Source organism: Arthrobacter sp. TJ-170, from assembly GCF_058269305.1.
The window spans coordinates 232545-256386 of record NZ_JBZCNL010000002.1 but is presented as its reverse complement, the minus strand read 5'-3'; the positions used below and the strand labels follow the sequence as shown (position 1 = coordinate 256386).

Annotated in this window: 25 protein-coding genes and 1 other RNA gene; 18 read left to right on the top strand and 8 right to left on the bottom strand. The window is 62.9% G+C overall.

Features of this window, described 5'->3' with window-relative positions; all coding sequences use genetic code 11:
* Positions 1–52: 52 nt before the first annotated feature.
* The 16 genes from AC4D1W_RS05185 (at position 53) to AC4D1W_RS05110 (ending at position 13207) form a co-directional block, all read left to right on the top strand.
* On the top strand, positions 53–1276 hold the full coding sequence (locus AC4D1W_RS05185) for a TadA family conjugal transfer-associated ATPase (protein WP_490889289.1): 1224 nt from the start codon (positions 53–55) through the stop codon (positions 1274–1276).
* Entirely contained in the window at positions 1273–2130 is an 858-nt protein-coding gene (locus AC4D1W_RS05180; RefSeq protein ID WP_490889287.1) for a type II secretion system F family protein, read from the top strand. The genes AC4D1W_RS05185 and AC4D1W_RS05180 overlap by 4 nt, the downstream gene beginning before the upstream one ends.
* A complete protein-coding gene (locus AC4D1W_RS05175) occupies positions 2127–3062 on the top strand; it encodes a type II secretion system F family protein (protein ID WP_490898220.1) in 936 nt (311 codons plus the stop codon). Before AC4D1W_RS05180 ends, AC4D1W_RS05175 begins: the two co-directional genes overlap by 4 nt.
* Before the next feature lie 58 nt (positions 3063–3120).
* Positions 3121–3339 carry a hypothetical protein gene (locus tag AC4D1W_RS05170; RefSeq protein WP_490889285.1) on the top strand — a complete coding sequence of 73 codons (219 nt, stop codon included), beginning with the start codon at positions 3121–3123 and terminating at the stop codon, positions 3337–3339.
* Between the two features lie 4 nt (positions 3340–3343).
* Positions 3344–3754 carry a TadE/TadG family type IV pilus assembly protein gene (locus tag AC4D1W_RS05165; RefSeq protein WP_490898024.1) on the top strand — a complete coding sequence of 137 codons (411 nt, stop codon included), beginning with the start codon at positions 3344–3346 and terminating at the stop codon, positions 3752–3754.
* 118 nt (positions 3755–3872) lie between these two features.
* Positions 3873–4190 carry a hypothetical protein gene (locus AC4D1W_RS05160; RefSeq protein WP_490898023.1) on the top strand — a complete coding sequence of 106 codons (318 nt, stop codon included), beginning with the start codon at positions 3873–3875 and terminating at the stop codon, positions 4188–4190.
* A complete protein-coding gene (locus tag AC4D1W_RS05155; RefSeq protein WP_490898022.1) occupies positions 4187–4654 on the top strand; it encodes a pilus assembly protein TadG-related protein in 468 nt (155 codons plus the stop codon). The genes AC4D1W_RS05160 and AC4D1W_RS05155 overlap by 4 nt, the downstream gene beginning before the upstream one ends.
* A 37-nt stretch (positions 4655–4691) precedes the next feature.
* On the top strand, positions 4692–5807 hold the full coding sequence (gene prfB / locus AC4D1W_RS05150; protein ID WP_490889277.1) for a peptide chain release factor 2: 1116 nt from the start codon (positions 4692–4694) through the stop codon (positions 5805–5807).
* 150 nt (positions 5808–5957) lie between these two features.
* Entirely contained in the window at positions 5958–6671 is a 714-nt protein-coding gene (gene ftsE, locus AC4D1W_RS05145) for a cell division ATP-binding protein FtsE (protein WP_490889276.1), read from the top strand.
* Positions 6668–7579: a permease-like cell division protein FtsX gene (gene ftsX / locus AC4D1W_RS05140; RefSeq protein ID WP_490898021.1), complete on the top strand. Its 912-nt coding sequence runs from the start codon at positions 6668–6670 to the stop codon at positions 7577–7579. The genes ftsE and ftsX overlap by 4 nt, the downstream gene beginning before the upstream one ends.
* Before the next feature lie 28 nt (positions 7580–7607).
* Positions 7608–9143: a peptidoglycan DD-metalloendopeptidase family protein gene (locus tag AC4D1W_RS05135; protein WP_490898020.1), complete on the top strand. Its 1536-nt coding sequence runs from the start codon at positions 7608–7610 to the stop codon at positions 9141–9143.
* A 115-nt stretch (positions 9144–9258) separates the two neighbouring features.
* A complete protein-coding gene (smpB, locus tag AC4D1W_RS05130) occupies positions 9259–9732 on the top strand; it encodes an SsrA-binding protein SmpB (RefSeq protein WP_490898019.1) in 474 nt (157 codons plus the stop codon).
* On the top strand, positions 9729–10100 hold the full coding sequence (locus AC4D1W_RS05125) for a hypothetical protein (protein ID WP_490898018.1): 372 nt from the start codon (positions 9729–9731) through the stop codon (positions 10098–10100). The genes smpB and AC4D1W_RS05125 overlap by 4 nt, the downstream gene beginning before the upstream one ends.
* Positions 10101–10236: 136 nt before the next feature.
* Positions 10237–10604, top strand: a transfer-messenger RNA (tmRNA) gene (ssrA, locus tag AC4D1W_RS05120).
* 154 nt (positions 10605–10758) lie between these two features.
* On the top strand, positions 10759–12933 hold the full coding sequence (locus AC4D1W_RS05115) for a S8 family serine peptidase (RefSeq protein ID WP_490898017.1): 2175 nt from the start codon (positions 10759–10761) through the stop codon (positions 12931–12933).
* Between the two features lie 49 nt (positions 12934–12982).
* Entirely contained in the window at positions 12983–13207 is a 225-nt protein-coding gene (locus AC4D1W_RS05110) for a hypothetical protein (protein ID WP_490889266.1), read from the top strand.
* 1 nt (position 13208) lies between these two features.
* On the opposite strand, the gene AC4D1W_RS05105 is transcribed toward AC4D1W_RS05110, so the two are convergent.
* Positions 13209–14348 (bottom strand): ROK family protein, encoded by a 1140-nt coding sequence (locus AC4D1W_RS05105; RefSeq protein ID WP_490898016.1) that lies wholly within the window; start codon positions 14346–14348, stop codon positions 13209–13211.
* Positions 14349–14479: 131 nt separating this feature from the next.
* On the opposite strand from AC4D1W_RS05105, the gene AC4D1W_RS05100 reads away from it, so the two are divergent.
* Together AC4D1W_RS05100 and AC4D1W_RS05095 are read left to right on the top strand one after the other, a co-directional pair.
* Positions 14480–16621, top strand: coding sequence for an alpha-galactosidase (locus tag AC4D1W_RS05100; RefSeq protein WP_490898015.1), 2142 nt, complete (start codon positions 14480–14482; stop codon positions 16619–16621).
* 70 nt (positions 16622–16691) lie between these two features.
* Entirely contained in the window at positions 16692–18416 is a 1725-nt protein-coding gene (locus AC4D1W_RS05095) for an alpha-glucosidase (protein WP_490898014.1), read from the top strand.
* A 68-nt stretch (positions 18417–18484) separates the two neighbouring features.
* Here AC4D1W_RS05095 and AC4D1W_RS05090 read toward each other — a convergent pair whose 3' ends face one another.
* The 7 genes from AC4D1W_RS05090 to AC4D1W_RS05060 all read right to left on the bottom strand — a co-directional run bounded on the left by AC4D1W_RS05090 (position 18485) and on the right by AC4D1W_RS05060 (position 23756).
* Complete coding sequence (locus AC4D1W_RS05090) at positions 18485–19585, bottom strand: carboxylate-amine ligase (protein WP_490898013.1); 1101 nt, start codon at positions 19583–19585, stop codon at positions 18485–18487.
* Between the two features lie 72 nt (positions 19586–19657).
* Positions 19658–20056: a fluoride efflux transporter FluC gene (locus AC4D1W_RS05085; RefSeq protein WP_490898012.1), complete on the bottom strand. Its 399-nt coding sequence runs from the start codon at positions 20054–20056 to the stop codon at positions 19658–19660.
* Complete coding sequence (locus AC4D1W_RS05080) at positions 20053–20454, bottom strand: fluoride efflux transporter FluC (RefSeq protein WP_490898011.1); 402 nt, start codon at positions 20452–20454, stop codon at positions 20053–20055. Before AC4D1W_RS05080 ends, AC4D1W_RS05085 begins: the two co-directional genes overlap by 4 nt.
* On the bottom strand, positions 20451–21176 hold the full coding sequence (locus AC4D1W_RS05075) for a metal-dependent transcriptional regulator (protein ID WP_490898010.1): 726 nt from the start codon (positions 21174–21176) through the stop codon (positions 20451–20453). The genes AC4D1W_RS05080 and AC4D1W_RS05075 overlap by 4 nt, the downstream gene beginning before the upstream one ends.
* A gap of 1 nt (position 21177) precedes the next feature.
* A complete protein-coding gene (locus AC4D1W_RS05070) occupies positions 21178–22071 on the bottom strand; it encodes a metal ABC transporter permease (protein ID WP_490898009.1) in 894 nt (297 codons plus the stop codon).
* Positions 22072–22851 (bottom strand): metal ABC transporter ATP-binding protein, encoded by a 780-nt coding sequence (locus AC4D1W_RS05065; protein WP_490898008.1) that lies wholly within the window; start codon positions 22849–22851, stop codon positions 22072–22074.
* Positions 22848–23756, bottom strand: coding sequence for a metal ABC transporter substrate-binding protein (locus tag AC4D1W_RS05060; RefSeq protein ID WP_490898007.1), 909 nt, complete (start codon positions 23754–23756; stop codon positions 22848–22850). The genes AC4D1W_RS05065 and AC4D1W_RS05060 overlap by 4 nt, the downstream gene beginning before the upstream one ends.
* Between the last annotated feature and the right edge of the window lie 86 nt (positions 23757–23842).

Below are 23842 nucleotides of genomic sequence, written 5' to 3'. Positions count from 1 at the left end.
ACAGTCTCCGGCGTGCCTCTCCCGTCTGCATGCCGAATCCTTGGGGAAAACTATGGATGCAGTGCGCATTGTTGAGGATGAAGTAAGAGAACTCATCCGCCGCCGTGGCCTAGACCCGACGCTTCAAAGCGCGGAGGTGCGGCGTCTTGTTGAAGCTGCCGTAAATGACTATGACGAGCGGTCGCTCGTCGGATCCCTGCCTCCCCTCGGGCACCTCGAACAGGCCAATCGCTATGTTTTCGACGCGGTTGCCGGCTACGGTGCCCTGCAGCCGCTGTTGGATGACCCCGCCATCGAAGAAATCTGGATCAACTCGCCCTCGGAAATCTACGTAGCGCGAGCGGGGGAGTCCGAGCTGACCTCACTGACTCTCTCCGAGCAGCAGGTTCGCGATCTGGTGGAGAAGATGCTCAAAGCGTCCGGCCGACGGCTGGATCTATCATCCCCGTTCGTCGATGCATCGCTGCCGGACGGCTCCCGGCTGCACGTGGTGATACCCGATGTCACCCGTCGCCACTGGGCAGTGAACATACGGAAGTTCATCTCTCGTGCGACGAGGCTGGAGCATCTCGTTGAGTTGGGATCCCTGACGCCGCAGGCCGCCACATTTCTAAGTGCTGCCGTGGCGAGCGGTCTGAACATCCTCGTTTCCGGTGCAACTCAGGCTGGCAAGACGACGATGCTCAATTGCCTTGGCGCCAGCATCGGGCCGCGCGAACGAGTTGTGACGGTCGAGGAAATCTTCGAGCTTCAGTTTCCCCTGCGCGATGTGGTCGGCCTGCAGTGCAGACAGCCCAATCTTGAGGGTCATGGTGAGATTCCTCTGCGCCGACTCGTGAAGGAAGCACTTCGCATGAGACCGGACCGCCTGATCGTCGGCGAGGTCCGCGAAGCTGAGAGCCTCGACATGCTGATCGCCCTGAATTCGGGCCTTCCCGGCATGTGCAGCGTCCACGCCAATAGCGCGCACGATGCCATAACGAAGATCTGCACGCTTCCTCTGCTGGCGGGCCAAAACATCTCGAGCGCTTTTGTGGTGCCTACTGTCGCCTCCTGCATTGACCTGGTGGTGCACTGTGTCCGCGAGCGTTCCGGTCAACGACGCGTGACGGAAATCGTTGCACTGGGCCGCAGAGTCGAGAACGGCGTGATCGAGACGTCGACCGTGTTCAAACGGGTCGATGGTGAACTGCATGTCACTGCGTCAACCATGCCGGCGGAGGAGAAATTCGCGTCCGCCGGATATACCGTCGCTTCCCTCCTCATGCCGTCATGACAGTTGCAGTCGGTGTAGCACTTGGAGCGGGTCTGTTTCTGGTCTGGTGGTCTACGTGGGAGGTTCCCCCGCGTCCGCGGATGAGTAAGCGGCGCGCGGCAAAGGTGGAGGAACTCCTCCTGCGGGCTGGAGTGGAGCGGGTGTCAGCGGGCGGTCTGTTCGCCGCCAGTGGCGTCGCCGGGATGTTCGTATTTCTTGTCGTGTTTGTCTTCACCGGAACACCGGCTATTGCGGCCTGTTTCGCCCTCTTCGGTGGATTGTCACCTCTCATGCTGGTGCGGTGGCGCGCACGCAAACGCACAGCATCACTGCGGGAACTGTGGCCTGATGTCGTCGACCACCTGCGATCCGCGATCAGGGCCGGTCTGTCTCTCCCGGAAGCGCTGATGCAGCTTGGCGTGAAGGGGCCCGAGGAATTGCGGCCGGCTTTCCGCGAGTTCTCGGCTGACTATCGGTCGGGCGGACAGTTCGATCATTCCCTCGACAGGCTGAAGGACCGCCTGGCTGACCCGGTGGCGGACAGGATCGTGGAAGCCCTACGCCTTACTCGCGAAGTCGGTGGCACGGACCTGGGCAGGCTGCTCGGCACACTGGCGGAATTCCTACGGGACAGCGCACGCACCCGGAGCGAACTGGAAGCCCGTCAGTCCTGGACCGTCAATGCTGCCCGTCTCGCCGTGGCGGCGCCGTGGATTGTGCTCGCACTTCTTTCAACGCGCCAGGAGGCCGTCGCTGCCTACAACACCGCGGGCGGCGCAATCGTGCTTGTCGGCGGATTGCTGGTCTCGGCGTTCTGCTACTGGGTGATGCTGCGCATTGGTGCCCTTCCCAACGATGAGCGGGTGCTTCGCTGATGGCCGCCTCCTCCCTGGCGGCCCTGGTCGGTGCGTGTCTGGGCTCGGGACTATGGCTCACCTTCGTTCGGCTGCCGATCATGCGCCTGCCCAGATTCGCTGAGCGCATCGCTCCGCAGCTCAAGTCCGTCGACGTCAGCTCCAGGCTCCTCAATGCGCAGGCAGTGACGCCCTTCGGTCCACTCGAGCGCATCATCCGTCCGGTTACCCGCGACGCCGTTACCTGGCTCAATAAGTTCAGCCCTGCCTCATCGGCTCTCGCGCGAAGGTTGGAGCAGGCGGGAAGAACCCAGACCGTCCTCGACTTCCGTGCTGAGCAGGTCATCTGGGGAAGCGTCGGGCTCGCTGCATCGACAACCATCATCCTGAGCCTGGCAGCTTCCGGAAGCTTCAGCCCAATGCTGGCTGTTCTCATTGTGTTCGGCAGCGCTGCCGGCGGTTATTTGCTCCGTGACTACATGTTGGGCGCCGAGATAAGGAAACGGGAAAGCCGGATCCTGGCGGAATTCCCAAGCCTTGCCGAGCTGATGGCCCTTGCCGTCAGCGCGGGTGAGAGCGCTACGGGTGCATTGGAGCGCATCTGTAGGACAGGGCACGGCGAACTCACGAAGGAATTCGCCCAGGTCCTCGCTGAGACGCGAGCCGGAACGCCTTTGTTGCAATCCCTCCAGCACTTTTCCAACCGTACTCAGTTGGCGCCGCTCGTGCGGTTCGTCGACGGAATCAGCGTCGCGGTAGAGCGTGGAACGCCGCTCGCAGAGGTCCTCCGCGCGCAAGCCCAGGACGTTCGAGACCTGTCCAAACGGGAACTCATGGAGTCCGCTGGACGCAAGGAAATCGCCATGATGGTCCCGCTGGTCTTCGGCGTTCTGCCGCTAACAGTTCTTTTTGCCGTTTACCCCGGCATCGCCCTGATCAACCTCGGACTCTGACCAGGCAGACGTACCTTCGACTCCCTACTGAACACCACACGAAAGAGAGGAACCCAGCATGCGTAACCGCCTCATCGCAAGCTTCCTGTTCACCACCGCCGTTCTACGGACCAATCTGACTGTCCCTTCCTCAGAGGACCATCCCGAGCGCGGAGATGTCCCTGGTTGGGTGATGATCACGCTGATGTCCGCTGTCCTTGTGGCAGGACTCCTGGCGATTGCCTCCCCAGCCCTGGAAGGACTGTTCAACGAGGCGATCAGTCGCGTCAGTCGATAAGGCGGTGATTCACCGGCCCCAACACACAACGCCTCGCCAAGGGCTCGCGAATGAACGCGGCGCTGCGAGCGTCGACTTCGCGCTTATCGGCGGATTGGTGACGGTACTCTTCATCGCTGTCGTGCAGCTCACGCTGGTCCTTCATGTGCGAAACACCCTGATCGACGCCGCCTCCTCCGGCGCCCGTTATGGAACCCTTGCCGACCGTTCGCCCGCCGACGCTGCTGCCCGTACAAGTTCCCTGATCGCAGGTGCGATCAACAGCACGTATGCGCAGGACGTATCGGTGAGCCAGGTCAACCGCGGAGGAGCCGTCGTACTGCAGGTAACCGTCCGGGCTCCTATCCCAGTGATCGGACTCATCGGTCCGAGCGGAACCATGGAGGTGACGGGTCATTCTGCGCTCCCTTCCTGAGCATGTCCGCGCTGCCGCGCATTCCGACGACGACGGCGGCAGCGCGGTTCTCGAGTTCACCTTCCTTGGGCTGCTCCTCCTGGCGCCGGTCGTTTACCTGGTCCTGACGGTGGGCGCAGTGCAGGGGGCATCGTTCGCCGTGGTCGGTGCGGCTGATCAGGCGGCGAAGGTCTTTGTGGACTCGGAGACAACCGAAGAGGCCTACGCCCGTGCGCAGCAGGCAGTCAGCCTTACGGTGACCGATTTCGGCTTCCCGTCCGACAGTGCAGGGATCACAATCACCTGCGGCGGCACCTGTCTCGAACCCGGCTCGAGTGTTACCGTCGCCGTTGACTTGTTGGTTCCGCTTCCACTAATTCCCACCATGCCGGGCCTGAATACGTCGGCAGCCACAGTCGACTCGAGCGCCACCCAACTCGTGGAGCGATTCGGATGATGGCAGCCCGCGCACGCAACTACGAACACTCCACGGATGAAGACGGCCAGATCACGGTACTGATCATCGGCTACATCCTGCTCTCGCTGCTGGTTGTTGCGGTGGTCACCGCTGTCTCCGCCGTCTACATCGAGCACAAGAAGCTGCTTTCGGTAGCGGACGGAGCGGCGCTGAGTGCAGCGGACACGTTCTCGGTAGCCTCCATCGACGCGAACGGAGGCGAACCGGCCCCCGCACTCGATTCCGAATCCGTCTCACGGGCGGCTACCGCTTACCTTGAGCGCTCCGGAGCCCCTTCGCGCTTCAACGGGCTTGCCCTGGATTCCGCAACAGGGGCACCGGATTTCCGAACCGCTCGGGTAGTTCTCACCGCGGTTGTTCATCCCCCGATCGTGAATTTCCTGGTTCCCGCCGGCATCCCGATTGCCGCGACGTCCGACGCACGGGCTGACCTGACGCGGTAACTGCGCCGGCAGGACCATGACGTAGTCTTGAAACACCATGGCAGATATTGATTTTTCCGCGGAGATCCGCGCCCTCCGAGCAAAATACGACTCCATTGTGGCTGTCACCGACGTCGAAGCGATCCGAGCAGAAATTGCTGAACTCAGTGAGCAGGCAGGGGAGCCGAACCTGTGGGATGACCCCTCCGCTGGTCAGCAGATTACGTCGCGTCTTTCCCATAAGCAGACCGAAATCGCGCGGATCCAAAAGCTGGCGGCCCGCATCGATGATCTGGAAGTCCTGGTCGAACTCGCTGCGGATGAGGACGACGAAGATTCCCGCGTTGAGTCCGTCAAGGAACTCACCTCCCTAAGCAAGGCCCTCGATGAACTCGAAGTCGTGACGCTGCTCGCCGGTGAGTGGGACGAGCGCGAAGCAGTCGTCACCATACGTTCCGGCGCCGGGGGAGTGGACGCCGCTGACTTCGCCGAGATGCTGCTGCGCATGTATCTGCGCTGGGCTGAACGTCGCGGCTATCCCACGCAGGTGCTCGACACCTCGTATGCGGAAGAAGCCGGCTTGAAGTCAGCAACGTTCGAGGTCAAGTCTCCCTACGCGTTCGGAACTCTGTCAGTCGAAGCGGGCACCCACCGACTGGTGAGAATCAGCCCCTTCGACAACCAGGGCAGGCGCCAGACGTCCTTCGCGGCGGTCGAGGTCATACCGCTCATCGAGCAGACAGACTCCATCGAGATCCCCGACAACGAGATCCGCGTCGATGTTTTCCGCTCCTCCGGCCCGGGTGGCCAGTCGGTCAACACCACGGACTCGGCCGTGCGGCTGACGCACATCCCCACGGGCATTGTCGTCTCCATGCAGAATGAGAAGTCTCAGATCCAGAACCGGGCCGCCGCGCTTCGGGTCCTTCAGTCGCGGCTCCTGCTGCTCAAGAAGGAGCAGGAAGACGCCGAGAAAAAGGCACACGCGGGTGACGTCAAGGCATCCTGGGGAGACCAGATGCGATCCTACGTGCTGAACCCGTACCAGATGGTGAAGGACTTGCGCACCGAGCACGAGGTGGGCAACACCTCCGCGGTGTTCGACGGTGAGATCGATGACTTCATCGACGCTGGCATTCGCTGGCGCGCCAACAACCGAAACAGCGACGACTGATCACGGCTTCCGGGCGTCGGTGATAGATCGCGACACACCGCCCCCATGCCGCCGTTGCGCCGGCGGGCTGCCTATAGTCAAAAGAGCTGGGTGCTTGCTTCCTCCACCCATGCCCGAGCACAGGCAGAAGGATGTGGGCGCAGAAAAATCATGATCAGATTCGAGCAAGTCACCAAGGTCTACGACCAGAAGTCGAAGCCGGCCCTTGACGGTGTCACCCTGGATATTGACCGGGGCGAGTTTGTCTTTCTGGTCGGCGCGTCCGGTTCCGGCAAGTCGACGTTCATCCGGTTGGTGCTCAAGGAGGATCGGCCCAGCCGCGGCGCGGTATACGTAGCAGGACAGAACGTTGCCAACATCCCCAGCTGGCGTGTTCCGAAGCTGAGGCGCGGCATCGGCGTCGTCTTTCAGGACTTCCGACTGCTGCCGAATAAATCGGTCTTCGCAAATGTCGCCTTCGCGATGCAGGTCATCGGAAGGAGCCGGGCGGTTATCCGCGAGACGGTTCCGGAGGTACTGAAGACTGTCGGTCTGGAGGGCAAGAACAACCGCATGCCCCATGAACTCTCCGGCGGCGAGCAGCAGCGCGTGGCGATTGCGCGCGCGATCGTGAACAAGCCGGGCATCCTGCTCGCTGACGAGCCAACGGGAAACCTGGACCCCACCACCTCCATGGGAATCATGAAAGTGCTCGACAAAATCAACCAGAACGGCACCACCGTGGTGATGGCAACCCACGACGACGACATCGTGAACACCATGCGCAAGCGGGTAGTAGAGCTTCGGGACGGTTCCGTGGTCCGCGATGATGCGCAGGGCATCTACATCGGATCAACGACTACGACGGCTGCGGCCGCCGGATGAGGTTTGCATTCGTTCTCGGCGAGATCGCCTCAGGCATGCGGCGGAACCTCGTGATGGTGGTGTCGGTTGTGCTCGTCACCTTCATCTCGCTCACGTTCGTCGGCGCGGCCGGTCTCCTGCAGCTTCAGATAGACCAGATGAAGGGGTACTGGTATGACCGCGTGCAGGTTGCCGTGTTCCTGTGCGTGGAAAACTCCACCTCCGAAAGCTGCGCATCGGGACCGGTCACAGATGAGCAGCGGGCGGCTGTTGAGGCCAAGCTGAAATCCCCGGAGCTCAGTGCCTACGTTGACACTGTGGAGTATGAGTCGCAGGACCAGGCTCTGGTCCACTTCCGTGAGCAGCTCGCGAACTCGCCCATAGTGGAAGCGATCACAGCCGATCAGCTTCCCGAATCATTCCGCGTGGGGCTGGTGGATCCCGAAAAGTACGAAGTCATCAGCGAGGCTTTCTCCTCGGAGCCCGGCGTTGATATTGTCAGCGATCAACGCGAGTACCTCGAAGAGATCTTCGGTTACATCAATATCGCCTCGCTCGTTGCGCTGGGGATTGCCGTCGTCATGAGCGTGGGCGCGGTCCTGCTGGTTGCAACCACAATCCGCCTCTCTGCCTTCAGCCGGAGACGGGAGACAGGCATCATGCGCCTGGTAGGAGCGAGCAAGGCGATCATCCAGCTTCCCTTTGTTCTCGAGGGCGTCATCGCCGCAATCCTGGGTGCAGCCATCGCTTCCGGGACGCTGTGGGCTGTGCTCCGTTACGGCGGGGAGTGGCTTGCACGCGAATACCCGCAAATGGGCTTCATCTCCACACAGGAACTCTTGCTGGTGGTTCCCGCGCTGTTCCTTCTGGGTGCACTCCTTGCGGGTGCTTCGTCCCTCCTGACCCTCAGACGTTACTTGAAGGTTTAGGGTAGGTACTTGTGAGAACTGAGACCGTATGCGCAGCGTAACCCCTTGCGAGCTTCGACAGATTCGCCGTGCCGCAGGCGTAAGAACGCTTACTGCCCTGTCGCTGGCCACCGTGGCAGCGCTCACCTTGACGCTGAGCGGACCTGTCCACGCGGATGAGCTCAGAGATCGCAAGTCCGCCCTTGAGCAGCAGATTGAGGAAGTTCAGCAGTCGATTGAGTACCTCGACTCGGACATCGCAGAGACCATCGCGCAGCTGAAGGTCTACCAGGGCCAGCTACCGGGCGCGCAGCAGTCGCTCGCAGACGCACAGGGCCGGGTCGAAGCAGCGACCGGCGAAGTTAACGCACTGGCCCAACGCGTGCAGTTGGCGCAGGAAACCAAGAACAAGATCACCGAGCAGCTGAAGCAGGACGAAGCCGAGATGGCTGAGACCCGCAAGGTGATCGGTCAGATTGCAACGCAGGCTTACAAGAGCGGGGGCGTGCCCACCGGTCTCTCGCTGATGCTCGGCAGCAACGGTTCCGACGGCTTCGCTTCCATGGAACTGGTGGAGCAGGCGCTCCGTAACCAGAATTCGGCCTTGGAACGACTGGCCGAGCAGAACGCAACGAACGTGAACTCGCAGGCGCGCCTCGTTGCGGTTGAAGAGGAAATCGTTGACCTGAAAGCCAAGGCGGATGCCGCGCTCGCCGCTGAGCAAGTTGCCCGCGATGAAGCTGCGGCCGAAAAGGCCAAGGTGGACAAGCTCATCTCTGACACATCGACTCTCTCCGACAAGTTGCAGAAACAGAAGCCGGTGATCGAGGCCAAGCTCGCCAAGGTCGAGAACGCGCACCAACAGGTTGTTGTCGACATTGCCGAACGCCAGCGCAAGCTGATCGAAGAGGCACGCAAGCGGGAAGAAGCACGGCTGAAGGCAGAAGCCGAGGAGCGGGCGCGGATCGAGAACGAGCGTCGTGCGGCTGCAGCGGCCGAGGCGAACCGCCGCGCGGCAGCGGAGGCGGCCGAAGCCAACCGGCGTGCCGCAGAAGCAGCGGCCGCGGCCAACCGGCCGAAGCCCGCGCCCGTGGTGGTGCCGCCCCCGGTCGTCCCCCGACCGGTAGCGCCGGTGATTGTGCCTCCGCCGGCGTCGAGCCCGTCAGCGTTCGCGCTGCGCGCCCCGGTAAGCGGCCCGATCACCTCCGGCTACGGCTGGCGTCCCACGCCGCTGGGAACCATCGACTTCAACGGCTCGGGCGGTTACACCCACACCGGAATCGACTACGGAGTAGCCTGCGGAACGCCGCTGTACGCTCCCGCGGCAGGCGAAGTCTGGTATGCAGACGCCAACGCTCTCCCCGGGGCGGGCAACCGAATCGTACTGAATCACGGCGTCGTCGGTGGCAATGCGTTGGCTACCAACTTTTATCACCTCTCGAGCTATCTCGTGGGACCGGGACAGCGCGTTAGCGCGGGCCAATTGATCGGGTACACCGGCACTACCGGCAACTCATCCGGCTGCCACCTGCACTTCGAGACAGTTCTCAACGGAAGCCTGGTCGATCCGATGGGCCTCCTCTAGCGCTGGCGCTGAAGCTCACTCTCCGTGAGCAGCCGCAGACAGCCCGACGCCGTAGACTGGGACGCGTTGTTTGCTTCAGTTCTGAAGCGCACCGCACTATTGAAGGAGTTGAACCGTGCCCAAGGAAAGTGGCCGTCAGGTAGTGGCCACCAATCGGAAGGCCCGGCATGACTATCAGGTGCTGGATACCTATGAGGCTGGAATCGTCCTGCAGGGCACCGAGGTGAAGTCACTTCGGGCAGGCCGGGCGTCCCTGGTGGACGGGTTCGCGATCTTCTATAACGATGAGCTCTGGCTCGAGGGAATCCACATTCCCGAGTATTCGCAGGGCAGCTGGACAAACCATGCCGCGCGCCGCCGTCGTAAGCTGCTTCTGCATCGGGAGGAGCTCACCAAGATCTCCCACAAGATCCGGGAAAGCGGCTTCACCATCGTTCCGTTGCAGCTGTACTTCCTTAATGGGCGCGCGAAAGTGGAGATCGCCATCGCCCGCGGTAAGCGGGACTATGACAAGCGCCAGACCCTGCGCGAGCAACAGGACAACCGTGAGGCGCAACGCGCCATGCGAGAGCGGAACCTCGGCGCATGAGCGACGTTTTCTGGGATGCGCAGGAACCTGATGACGTAGAGGAAGAATCCGAACTCAGGTACAAGCGCCCCTGGTGGGTGACCATCGGTGCCATCGTCAACCTGCTGCTGTTGTTCGCCGTGGTTCCGGCTGGGTTTCTGGCGTTGATCCCCTTCTTCTTCCTGATTTACGTCTTTTTCGCGCAGATCCTCGTCTGGATCTCGCCGATCCTGGTCCTGCTCAACATTGCCGTGTTCTGGTGGAGTTTCCGGCGCAAGCAGGCCGCGACCACGGCGCTGGCAGCCTTGGGATTGGCTTTCGTCGCGGTGTCGTTCGTTGTGCTGATGCTGTGGCAGGCCCAGATAGTGATCCTTGGGATCAGGTTCTAGGAGCAGGCATCGGGATCGGGTCCCGTAGGGAATCATTCCCGGCCCGGGTGCGTTAGAATAGACAACCCGGAGGAATTCGGGGACAGCAAAATTGATTGGCACGGTTGATTGATCACGCTGGTTGATAACTGCATATGGGGATGACAGGTTTCGACGATGTTAGTCGCGACAGGGGAAGCGGGCCGAGGATACAGAGTTATCTCGTAAACGCTCTCTGTAAAACAATAAGTGCCGAACAGAAGCGCACTGACTTCGCTCTCGCTGCCTAAGCAGCGGAGCTAGTCCGTCAGCCCGGGTATGCTCTCGACCCGGATACTGGCGTCATTTAGAGGGCCACTGCTCTTGGTTTTCGTTGCAGGAACCAAGGGGACTCTTATGCAACTGAGCTCGGCAGCCACTTGTTTGCAAGATGGCTGGAGCTGAGAAAACCCGACGCAAACTGCGCCCGGAGAAGCCCTGACTAAACTGCATCGGACGCGGGTTCAATTCCCGCCATCTCCACTGACTAAGCCCCGGTTCGCCGGGGCTTTTTCTGTGTCCGCCTCAGTTTTGTGCTGTGAAGACCGGCAAGTTATGCACAGGACTACCCCCGCGGTGAGTCGATTTCTGTACCGTAGACATCATTGCGCTCCCTTCCACAACCTTCAGGACTTTCAGCATGCCCTTTCTGCGTCCAGGCTTCCGTACTCTGCTTCCAGCCGCCATTACGACGGCGGTGTGCGGCACCCTGCTGGCGGCGCCTCCTGCCCACGCTACCCCTGCGCCGACCCAGATCGTTTCCGACTATGTGGTGACGGGGCCCTTCACGGCGGACTCGGACGCATCTCAGTCCACGGAGCGCTTCATCGTCAAGTTCGAGGAGGGAGCCGAGTCGGGCAGCAGGGGACATGCGTACGGCCGGCTGGCTAAAGAGCTTGGTATCTCGGTCAGGGAGCTGCGCGAAACGGTGGACGGAGCGGTGGTGGTTCAAGCTGCGGGTGAGGTTTCGGCGGAGGGTGCGGGTAACGTCGTCGCGGTCCTCGACGCGCATCCTGACGTGGAGTACGCCGAAGAGGACGTGCTCATGCGTCCCCTCGCCACGGTTAATGACCAGCTCTACCAGTACCAGTGGAACCTGTATGAGGAGGCCGGGGGGCTTCGGGTCCCGGAAGCATGGACGCGTTCCATCGGTACCGGCCAGACCATAGCGATCCTTGATACCGGCCACACGCCGCACAGCGACCTGGCGCGCAACAGCCTTGCCGGTTATGACTTCGTTGCCGATCCGGTCATTGCGCTTGACGGCGACGGACGCGACCCCGATCCCAGTGACCCGGGCGACGCCTGCCTCATTCCGAAACCCGGGGAGGAACCGACGAACTCTTCCTGGCACGGCACTCACGTGGCGGGAATAGTGGCAGCCGAGGCGAACAACAGCAGGGGAATGGCGGGGGTGGCCTATGGGGCAAAGCTTCTGCCGCTTCGCGTGATGGGAGCCTGCGGAGGGTTCCTGAGCGACACCGTGGACGCGCTCACCTGGGCAGCTGGTGGAACCGTGAAGGGTGTTCCGGCGAACACCACTCCGGCGCGGATCATCAACATGAGCCTGGGATCCGAGGAAGCGTGCGGTCCCACATTGCAATCGGCCATCGATTCTGCTGTGCAGCGAGGGTCCGTCGTCATCGCGGCTGCCGGCAATGAGGCACAACCCGCAGCGAAGGTTGCGCCTGCAAACTGCGCCAACGTAGTGACGGTCGGAGCGAGCAGCCGACTGGGAAACATCGCCATCTACAGCAATTACGGACCCGAAGTAGACGTCATGGCACCGGGTGGAGACGGCAGCACCGGATCACAGAACATTCTGTCCACGTCGAATCTCGGACTAATCGATCCGTCCAGCGAGACGTACCGGTACATGCAGGGTACATCCATGGCGGCTCCCCACGTCGCCGGAGTTGCGGCTTTGATATTGGCGGTCAATCCGGCTCTGAAACCGGCACACGTCGAGCAGATCCTGCGAGGATCGACCCGGCCACTGGCCGGGAAGTGCACCGCGGGCTGTGGCACCGGCATCGTGGACGCCGGTGCTGCGCTCAGGCAGGCGGCAGGCGTTACCTACTCGCCATCCCTCCACAGCCCCGCCGATGTGGTCGCCGCCGATTCCGCCGGCACCCTGTGGACGTACCCGTCAAACGGCACCGGCGGCCTCCTGAGGCGGGCGAGCATCGGCAGCGGATGGGGATCCCTGAAAACCGGGTTCGTCACCGACTGGAACCAGGACGGCGTACTGGACATCATCGCCCAGTGGAAGGACGGACGGCTAAGCCACTACGCAGGAAAGTACGAGGGAGGGTTCGCGCCGGCTCAATCCATTGGACATGGCTGGGGTGGCTACTTCGTGACTGTTGGAAAGTGGCGTTCGGGAGACCGGTACCCAGGGATTGTCGCTACGGATCCCACCGGCGCGCTGTGGTTCTACGGAAACGCTGCGGCGGGAGGGCTGAGCCCCAGGACCGGTATCGGCACAGGCTGGCAGGGCCTGTACCTGACGATGACGGACTTCGACGGGGACTCCCGCATGGACATCCTCGCGAAGAAATCCGACGGGAAGCTTGTTCAGTACCGGTCGGACGGAAGCGGTCGCTTCGTCCCGGAGCCACGCAGGACGGTCGGAAGCGGATGGCAGAGCATCGACTCGGTGACGAATCTGCCGGGCTTCGGGGGGATCGGTCAGCAGGGTTTGATGACCAGGCTCACCGACGGCCGACTCGCCTACTATCCGTTCGCCGGCGGCCGCTGGGGCAGCAGATCCGTCATCGGGTCCGGATGGAGCAGCTACAACCTCTTCCGCTGATCGAGGCCTGGCCCGCTTACCGGGGAACCAGCAACCGTAGACTGTCCGTGTGAGCTGGATGAATGATCGCCCGTCGTGGTTGCCTCCGTTGCCGCCTCCACACCGTGGCCGTGCATTGATCACGGTCGGTCTTGTGCTCGTGGTCGGCACGTTCGTCTACTTTTTCGTGATGAGTTACCTGGGCGGCACGCACACCCTGTACACGTTGCTTCCGCTCGCCACCGGGCTGCTCTGCCTGATCGTGGGACTGACGAGGCGAAACGAAGGTCGATAGCTCAGCGGTTTCGCCCCAGTATCGAGCTCTGGATAGCCACGGCCGCAGCTCCCCTTGCCCATTGGCCGAAGTCGGTCGGCTCACGCACCAGCCTCACCGGTGCGGCTTCGGCATCCCGGTGCTCAAGAATCGACGCTGTGATCTCCTCCGATGCAACATCCGCCAGGGCAACACCTTCGCCGGAGAGGACCACAAGGTTCACCATAGTGAGGTTGGCGACGGCGGCAACGAGTACGCCGAGGGCGGTACCTGCGCTCTTCACCACCAGGGAAGCCACCCTGTCGCCGTTTTTCGCCAAGTCAAGGATTTCTTCATAGCTGCAGTCCTCGTCAGTGGCTATTCTGAACTGGCCGCAAATGCCTCCCCAAGTGAGGACGGCATCTGCGCATCCCCGGTGCCCCTCCCGGCACAGCGGTCCTGATGAAGCTACCGGATAGTGCCCCACCAGCCCGAGCCCCGCGTCCACCGGAGCGACGACGCGATCATTGATCACGAGGCCGTAGCCCACGCCGGCGCCGATGGTGAGCACCGCAAAACTGCTGATCCCCCTGCCCGCTCCGAACCACTGCTCTCCCACGGTGAGGGCAACGACGTCGTTCTCCACAGTGACCGGCACACCGGTGCGTTCCCGGACGAGATGACCCAGCGGCACATTCCGCCAGCGCAGGAACGGCGCGCGCACCACCGTGCCGTCGTCGCATACCTTGCCGCCGAGACTGATGCCGATTCCGTCTACCGCATTACCGTCCGACAACCCGTCGACGACGGCGGCAACTGCGTCCACGACCTCATCTACAGCTGCGCTGCCGAGCAGCTCCTGTGCTGTAGCGACGGGTTGGCATTTCAGATCCGTCGCTACCCCGCAGGCGGCATCGCCGGTCAGCTTGATTCCGATGTACCTGTGGGTTCCACCCGGCACTTCGAGGGGCCTGGTTGGCCGGCCGACGCCGCCTTCAAGAATCTCGCGGCCCTCCTGCAGGATTCCGGCCTCGATCAACGGCTTACTCAGACGGGTGAGGCTTGCGACCGAGAGTCCGAGACGCCGGGACAGTTCTCCCCGGGACAGGGGACCGACGATCAGAACCTCCCTCGCGAGCAGGCGGGAAGGGCTATCACGAGCGAGGGACGCGACTACGTTCACAGCGCTCCTTCCGTCGCGAGAATGATTTCGTCGTGAAACATACTATGCCCAGGGATAGCGCTCCGTCCTGCGGATTACCAGCCCGACTGCACCAATTGACGCTCCATTAGTTCTACGGTAAAAACTATTGAATGCACCAGCCAGGCACCGTCCACCTTTCCCGCGCCAACACGAGCGTGCTTCTCGATACCACCACCGCTGGATTCCCCACCATCCTCTACTGGGGACCGGCCCTTGGCGAGATCCCGGCCTCCGAGCTCGAGTCCCTGGCAGCCGCATCCGTCCCACAGCGCGTATCCGGCAGCATTGATGAACCCGCCCGTCTCTCCCTGGTTCCGCTGGAAGCGCACGGATGGCAGGGCACCCCGGCGTTCACAGGCCATCGCCGCGGAGGTTTCCTCACGCCTGCCTTCCGGGTCGCGGAGCTCGATGCCGATGACCACCAGCTGAGAGTGACAGCCCACGACGACGACGCCGGCCTCACCCTGACGGTTCGGCTCACCCTGACTGCGGCTGGTCTCCTCCATCAACGGTTGGCCGTTACGAATACCGGCGCCGAAGAGTACGAAGTGCGTTCCCTCCTTGCGGTCTTCCCGCTCCCCGCGAGTGCGCAGGAAATTCTTGATCACACTGGCCGCCACCTGCGGGAGCGTTCACCCCAGCGCCATAACCTCACCACCGGCTCCTATCACCGCGAGAGCAGGCGGGGCCGTCCCGGTGCTGACGCGACCGTGCTCGTGGCCGCGGGAGAGAGAGCGTTCGGCTTCGAGCAGGGTCTGGTTCACGCCGTCCATGCGGCCTGGAGTGGAAATCACCAGTACATTGCGGAGCAGACTCCCTCCGGGGAGAAGTTTCTGGCATGCGGTGAGCTGCTGCTGTCTCAGGAGATGACCCTTGCTCCCGGAGCGACCTACATTGCGCCGGACGCCTTTGGTTCCTGGGGCAACGGGCTGAACGAACTCGCGTCCCGCTTCCACTCCGAGTTTCGAAACCGGCCGGAACATCCGGTACGGCCGCGACCGGTCACTCTCAACACATGGGAAGCCGTCTATTTCGACCACAACCTGTCCACCCTGAAAGCCCTCGCGGACAGGGCAGCCCAGGCGGGGATAGAACGGTACGTACTCGACGACGGCTGGTTCGCTGGTCGCCGGAATGATACCGCCGGACTGGGGGACTGGTTCGTTGACGAGACAGTATGGCCGGAGGGTCTCACGCCGCTCATTGAGCATGTGAACGCCCTGGGGATGGAGTTCGGTCTCTGGTTCGAACCTGAAATGGTGAACCCGGACTCGAAGCTCGCCCGCAACCATCCCGAGTGGATCGTGCAGTCCCCGGGCAGGCTTCCCGTCGCAGCCCGGCAGCAGCAGGTGCTCAACCTTGCCAAGCCCGACGCGTACAACTACATCCTGACGTGCATCGACGACGTCCTCAACGCAAACAACATCGCCTACATCAAGTGGGACCACAACCGCGACCTGCTGGAGGCCAGCGACGCAACCAGCGGTGCCGCCGTCGTGCATTCCAATGTCGAGGCGGTCTACCGGCTCATGGCCGAGCTGAAGGGGCGCCACCCGGGGCTGGAAATCGAATCCTGTGCCTCGGGCGGCGCGCGGGTGGACATGGGGATCCTGCGTCACACTGACCGTATCTGGACGAGTGACTGCATTGACCCCATCGAGCGGCTCGTGAACCAGAAGCACACAGGGCTGCTCGTCCCGCCGGAGCTGATGGGCATGCACGTGGGCGGTCCCCGTTCACACTCCACCGGCCGCACCCACACGCTCTCATTCCGTGTCGCTACCGCCATTTTCGGGCACTTCGGTGTCGAATGGGATATCTCCGGGCTCAACGACGATGAGCTGGACCAGCTCGCTTCCTGGGTTGAGCTGCACAAACAGTGGCGGGACGTGCTTCATAGCGGCACCACCGTGCACGCGGACCTTCCGGACCCATCAATGGACCTGCGCGGCGTCGTTGCCCGCGACCGGCAGAGCGCTTTGTACGGCTATTCACTCACCGGTTCCAGTGCGTCCTACCCTCCCGGGAGGATCACTTTCCCCGGGCTGGACCCCTCGGTGACCTACACCATCGCACCGGCATCCTTCGACTACGCAGACCAGGGCCAATCCGGCCTCGCCTGGGCCGAAGCAGCGCGTTCCGGCACACCCCTTGCCATGAGCGGCCGGCTTCTGGGCGCACTCGGCGTGCACGCGCCGGTGATCTTCCCGGAACAGTCCGTTCTGATCGAAGTCCGGGCGCACTCGGTTTAGGGAAACTGCGCCCGGTGTACCTTTTCGCCCGGCGATGGGTAGTCTCGGGCGTGACGAGAGGACCAACCACATGAGCCCAAGTACAGAGAACCCGGCAGCCGAACCCGCCTGGTGGACAAGCGCCGTTGTCTACCAGGTCTACCCCCGCAGCTTTGCCGACTCCGACGGCGACGGAGTCGGTGACCTCGGCGGGATCGTCAGCAAGCTGGACCACCTTGAGGAACTCGGCGTGGACGTGGTGTGGCTGTCCCCGATCTACTCTTCGCCGCAACACGACAACGGCTACGACATCAGTGATTACCAGCAGATCGATCCGACCTTCGGCACGCTTGAGCAGTTCGACGAACTCCTGCAGGGCGCGCACGGCCGGGGGATGAAACTCGTCATGGACCTCGTGGTCAACCACACGTCCAGCCAGCATCCCTGGTTCGTTGAATCCTCTTCGTCGACCGATAACCCCAAACGGGACTGGTACTGGTGGCGGGATGCCCGTGAGGGCTTCGAGGTCGGCGAGAAGGGCGCCGAACCCACCAACTGGGGCTCAGCGTTCAGCGGTCCGAGCTGGACGCTGGACCCCACCACGAACCAGTACTACCTGCACCTGTTCGCACCGGAGCAGCCGGACCTGAACTGGGAGAACCCCGAGGTGCGCCGGGCGGTTTACGCGATGATGAATTGGTGGCTGGACCGCGGCGTCGACGGTTTCCGCATGGACGTCATCAATTTCATCTCCAAAGACCCCGCCCTGCCCGACGGGCCGGTACCGACCGGAAGGTTATGGGGCGACGGCTCACGGTATTTCGTTTCGGGTCCGCGGATTCATGAGTACCTCCAGGAGATGCACCGCGAGGTTTTCGATGGTCGCGAGTCAGGTCTGATCACAGTTGGTGAGATGCCCGGCGTCACCATCGACGAGGCGAAACTCTTCACGGATCCCTCCCGGCGTGAAGTGGACATGGTGTTCCAGTTCGAGCACGTCGGTCTCGACCACGGGGAGGGCGGCAAGTGGGACTACAGGGGACTGGACCTCCGTGACCTGAAGACCTCGTGGAACAGGTGGCAGAAGGGTCTGGCCGAAACGGGCTGGAACAGCCTGTACCTGAACAACCACGACCAGCCGCGAGTGGTTTCCCGGTTCGGCAACGACGGCGCCTACCGGTACAAGTCCGCCACCCTCTGGGCCGCTTTGCTCCACCTGCACCGGGGTACGCCGTACGTTTATCAGGGCGAAGAAATCGGCATGACCAACGCACCCTTCGAGACCGTCGACGACTTCCGCGACGTCGAGTCCATCAATCACTTCTACGAGGCAACAGGGCCATTGGGCCACGAGCCCGAGGAGGTGCTGCGGAACCTGCGCATCATGAGCCGGGACAACGCGCGTACGCCCGTGCAGTGGACGGCGGCGGAGCACGCCGGGTTCACGAGTGGTACACCGTGGATCGGGGTCAACCCGAATCACACTTTGGTCAATGCCGAGACCGACCGTGCGGCGGAGAACTCGGTGTTTCGGTTCTACCAGCAGCTCATCGAATTCCGGCACAAGAACGAGACGGTCCGTCTGGGCCGGTTCGCGATGCTTGCCGAGGATCATCCCACCCTGTACGCGTTCACCCGTTCACACCAGGGCACCACTCTCCTGGTCCTCGGGAATGTCTCCGGCGCCACGATGGCTCTGCCGGACGAGCCATCGCTCACGGACTCCGCACAAGGCGGAATGCTGATCCTTGGGAATTACGACGGAGAGCTGACCCCCGAGCTCCGACCATGGGAAGTGCGCATCCTCCAGCTGTGAAACCTGCCCTGAGTTGTCAGGACACACCCCTCATGCGCGGCATTAGGGGTGTGTCCTGCCGCTTCGCGTTACCGCTCGGCGGTGAGCGTCGCGGTGTAGAGGTCAATCAGCCCGGTCATGCCGCTCTGCTCCATCGCACGGCGCTGACGGACCGCGCCGGTGCCCCGCTCCCAGACCGTCTTCAGGCAGGTCTGGATCCAGTGTGAATCACCGGCGTCGTCCAGCGCCGTGCCGATGTGCTCCAGCAGCCGGTCCATCTGTTCCCGGGCGGGCGTCAGCTCTCCGGTCAGGGGATTGACGACGACGCCCCCCAGCCCCTCCCGCGCCGCCTGCCACTGGGCTGCATCCAGCAGCTCGGGGTCCGGATCAGGGTACGGTGCGCCGGCGAGCGCTTCATTGACTGCCGTGGTGACCAGGCCGCGTACCAGACCGGCAATCAGCACGGAGTCCTGCGCTTCCAGCTGGGAATCAGCCGTGCGCACCTCCAGGGTGGGGTAATGGTCTGAAAGCCGCGCCACCCAGGTGAGGACGCCGCGGTCAATAATCACTCCGGTGTCGAGCAGGCGCTGGATGCGCCGTTCATAATCCGCTGCATCCGCAAAAATAGGCGCACAACCCTGCACAGGCCAGCGGCGGTAGTGCACCGTCCGCCAGCTCGCAAATCCGCTGTCCCGGTCCAGCCAGAACGGCGAATTGGTGCTGAGCGCGGTAATGATCGGAAGCCACGGACGGGTCCGGTTGAGGGCCTGCACACCGGTCTCCTTGTCCGGAATCCCCACATGCACGTGCAGTCCGTTGACGAACTGGTCCGCCACGATTCCCCGGGCGCTCGACTTCAACTCGTAGTAGCGCTGCTTGTCCGTGAGCTTGGGATAACCCTCCTCGATGCGCGGCGCGGTTGCCGAGCCCGACGCCCGGACGCCTGACTTCCGCGCCGCGGCCGAAAGCTGGCGCCGGAAGTTCAGGAGCGATTCCTCCGCCTCGGTGAGCGTCTGGCACACCGGCGTCGCCGTCTCAATCTGGCAACTGAGCAACTCCCGCTGGATATCTTCACCCTTGACCGTGCCGCCGGTTTCCAGCAGCGCCTGGACCTCAGACGCATTGAAGACGGGCAATCCTGTTGCCGGATCGAGCAGGAGGTACTCTTCTTCAATTCCCAGCGTGGTCATGGAGGGCCTTCCGGTGGAGCGAGCAGCTTCCCCCAGTGTAGGCAGACAGACCGGAGTCCATGGGCGCCCGTGTCACACCGCAGCTGTCGCCAGCAGGCCCAGCCACGCTGCCGCGAGCCCGCATCCCAGGTTGGAAATCACATGAACGACGGCGGCAGCCTGCCTCCTGCCCTGCCACAGCGAGACGGCGGCGACCGTGAAGGTGCTGAACGTGGTGAGGCCACCCGCCAGCCCGGCGGCCAACACAGAGTACCAATGGGCATCGATGGCGGAGTTCAGCAGCATGCCCCAGAGAACGCCGATGCCGCCGGACCCCAGGGTATTGACCACCAGTGTGCCGCCGGGGAAGGGAGGTTTCGGCGGTATGGGGTGCCGTCGTCGTGCACGGAGCGTTTCAAACCCCCTGTCGATGCCGAAGCGAACCAGCGCTCCGACCATGCCGCTGATGCCGACCATGGCCGCAATGATCACGCCGCTGTCCTCTGTCCGGCCGCGATCCCGGCTGCTGCGGCAGCAAGGCCCACCGCGAGTGACACCGCCAGATATGGCACCAGGAGGACGGGCTCCGTGACCATAGTCAGCGTGACTGCCGAGAACGTGGTGAAGGAGCCGAGGATCCCCGGCCCGAGCCCGGCCTGCAGCCACCGGGGTTCCCGCGTGCCACCTGCCCACAGGGCTGTCAGCCAACCAAGCACAAAACTGCCCGCAACGTTGATTCCAAGCGTGGTCCAGGGAAAGACTGCGGGCGTCTCCGGAACCAGCAGACCGAGCAGGTAGCGCGCTTCCGTTCCAATGAACCCGCCGATCGCAACGGCGGTCCATATCTTCCAGCCAATGCGTGCGGGAAGATCGTGCGGCTGTGCGGTCATTGGACCAAACTACAGCCGGCGTGATCTCCCACCGATTCCACCCAGATGGACCGGGTGAGCTCATCACCGAAGCTGAGATCGCGGGCGCCGCTGCCTGTGCCGACGCGGGCCTGAAGGGGGCCGCCGAAAGGCGTCCGCCGCAGCACTGTGACGGGAGAACCGATGCCCACCTCTTCGGCGGCCAGGAATCGCAGCAGCTGAGGGTTCTCATCGCTGATCCTGGTCACCCGTCCTGAGTGCCCGTCGTCGAAGCTGTCCAGGGGGAGCGCATCCGGAAGGGAAATCGAACCTGCTGCCGTCGGGATTGGGTCACCGTGCGGATCGACTGCGGGGAAGCCGAGCCGGGCGTCCAGCCGATCGATGAAGGTATCAGAGACGGTGTGCTCGAGCAGCTCGGCCTCATCATGCACTTCGTCCCACCGGTAGCCGAGGTCCTGCACCAGGAAAGTCTCGAGCAGCCGGTGGCGTCTCACCATGGCCAGAGCCAGACGCCTGCCGTCAACGGTGAGCTCAACGGGTCGGTACGGTTTGTGGTCAACAAGACCCAGCTCGGCCAGCTTCCGGATCATCTCGGACACCGACGAGTTAGCCACGGATAGCCGGGCTGCGAGCCGTGACGCCGTTACTGGCTCATCGTGCCACTCCGACAGCGCGTAAATGGTCTTCACATAGTCCTGGACGCTCGAGGAATCGACGCCGGGAGCGTTTGTTTTCGCGGCCATGTCAGGCCGCCTGCGTAACGTCGGAACGGCCTCGCTGCTGCCGGTGCCTCAGTTGCCGTTGCCTCAGTTGACGGATGAGTCCGGTGCGAGGCGCCGCGAAGTAGGCCACGGCAAACGCCAGCGCTTGCGCAAGCACCACGGATGCTCCTGTGGAGATGTCGAGGTAGTAACTTGCATAGACACCTGAGACGGCAGCCGTTGTGGTGATCAGGACAGCGAGAATCAGCATGTGGTCGAAGCTGCGCGTCAGCAGGAACGCCGTAGCGCCCGGCGTGATCAGCATCGCCACGACGAGGATGATCCCGACCGCCTGCAGTCCGACCACGACGCTGAGGGCGAGAAGCCCCAGCAGAAGTGCGCCCAGTGCCTTCGTGTTCAATCCGATTACATGCGCGTGTGTGCGGTCAAAAGCGAGCAGGGTGAGATCACGCCGCTTGAACAGCACAATTCCGAGCGTCAGCGCTCCGAGGATCAGCACCTGCCAGAGTTCGCCGTCCGTGACGCCGAGAACGTTTCCGAAGAGGATGTGCATGAGGTCCACCTGGGACGGTGTCCGCGAGATAATCGCCAGACCCACGGCGAAGAGTGCGGTGAACACCACACCAATCACTGTGTCTGACTTCAGTTTCGTGGTCGATTTCACGGCACCGATCAACGCAACTGCCCCCGCCCCGAAGATGAACGCACCGATTGAAAACGGAATACCGACAATATACGCAAGCGCGACCCCGGGCAGCACGGCGTGGGACACTGCATCGCCCATCAGCGACCAGCCCATCAGGATGAGCCAGCAGGACAGAACTGAAGCAACGACGGCGGCCGCGAGGGTGACCAGGAGCGCACGGGTCAGGAAACCGTACTGCAGCGGTTCGAGGATGAATGTGACGGGGTCCATTTATGCTCCCGGTGAGGCGGTAGCGGCGGCACGTGGGCCCGTGGCGCTGAACGCCCGCGCCAGGTTCGCGTGGGTGAGCACCCTGGCGGGCGTTCCCTCGGCAAGGATGCGTTGGTGCAGCAGGATCGCGCGGTCGCACAGCTGGGGGAGGCCCTCGAGGTCGTGCGTGGACATCAACACGGTTCTTCCCTCATCCTTCAGTTGGTGAAGTAGCTCAACGATGGTGCCCTCGCTGCCCTTGTCCACGCCTGCGAAGGGTTCATCGAGGAGGAGGAGCTGGGCGTCTTGCGCGATTCCCCGTGCAACGAAGGCCCGCTTCTTTTGACCGCCGGAAAGCTCTCCGATCTGCCGGTTGCGCAGTTCCGCCAGACCCACCCGCTCGAGTGCTTCAGTTACGGTGTTGCGATCGGCCCGCGACGGATGCCGCAGCGGCCCCATGTGCGCGTAGCGGCCCATCATGACGACGTCGCCGACTGACACGGGGAAGTTCCAGTCGACGTCTTCGGACTGCGGCACGTAGGCCACCAGCTTGCCTTTCCGGGCTGCCGTGGAGGTCCGGCCGAAGAGTGAGAGGGACCCTCGCTGGGCGGTTACCAGCCCCATCAGGCACTTGAAGAGGGTGGACTTTCCGGAGCCGTTCACTCCGATCAGCCCGCACACCTGGGCGCGGTGGAGGGTGAAGCTCACGTCGTCGAGCGCGGTGACATCGCCGTAGTGCACGCTCAAGCGTTCGACGGCGATTGCCGGGTGTGCGGTTTGTCCGGTGGATGTCAGGGTCATGAGCCTAATCCTTCGACGATGAGGTTGATGTCGTGCCGCAACAGGTCAAGGAAGGTGGGAACCGGTCCGTCGGCCTCCGACAGGGAGTCCACGTACAGTGGGCCGGCAAGCGTGGCACCGGTGCTGTTGGCGACCTGTTGCTGCGCCGACGGGTTCACTGTGGACTCGCAGAAGACCGTTGGCACGTTGTGCTCCTCGACGAACGAGATGACGTCCTTGATTTGCCGTGGAGTGCCTTCGCTATCGGCATTGACCGGCCAGATGAATGCTTCTTTCAAACCGGCGTCACGGGCGAGGTAGGAGAAAGCTCCTTCGCAGGTGACCAGTGCCGGCGTTGCCGTGTCCGTTTCGAAGGCGCTCTCGAGATCGGTCAGCAGTATCTGAAGCTCCTTCTTCAGCGCGGCGCCATTGGCCGCGTAGTCTTCGGAGTTGGCCGGGTCGAGGTCCGACAGTGCGGTAACGATGTTGTCGACATAGATTTGTGCGGCCTTCGGCGACATCCACGCGTGCGGATTGGGAAGCCCCTCATAGTCTCCGGACCTGATGTCAACGGGGACCACACCCTCTGACAGCACCACGTGCGGCGCATCGACAGACAGTACGAAACGCTCGAACCAGCGCTCCAGTCCCAGACCGTTATCGAGGATCAGGTCGGCATCCTGCGCATTGATGAGGTCGGAGGGCGTTGGCTCATATCCGTGGATCTCGGTACCGACCTTGGTGATGGATTCGACCCGGATATGGTCACCGGCCACTGTACGGGTGAGATCCGCAAGGACGGAGAATGTGGTCAACACCACGGGGCGCGGATCAGCAGCGGCCGCTGTACGGTCCGTGCGCGGGTTGCCGCATCCCGACAGCACGAGCAACCAGATGAGGCATACCGGAAATATAAATTTCGGCATACCTAAATCTAACTCGCCTCATCCCTGGATGGCTAGCCTCAGGGCGGGACCGGGCGGAGGTTCCCTCGACAGGACACGCCCGGCAG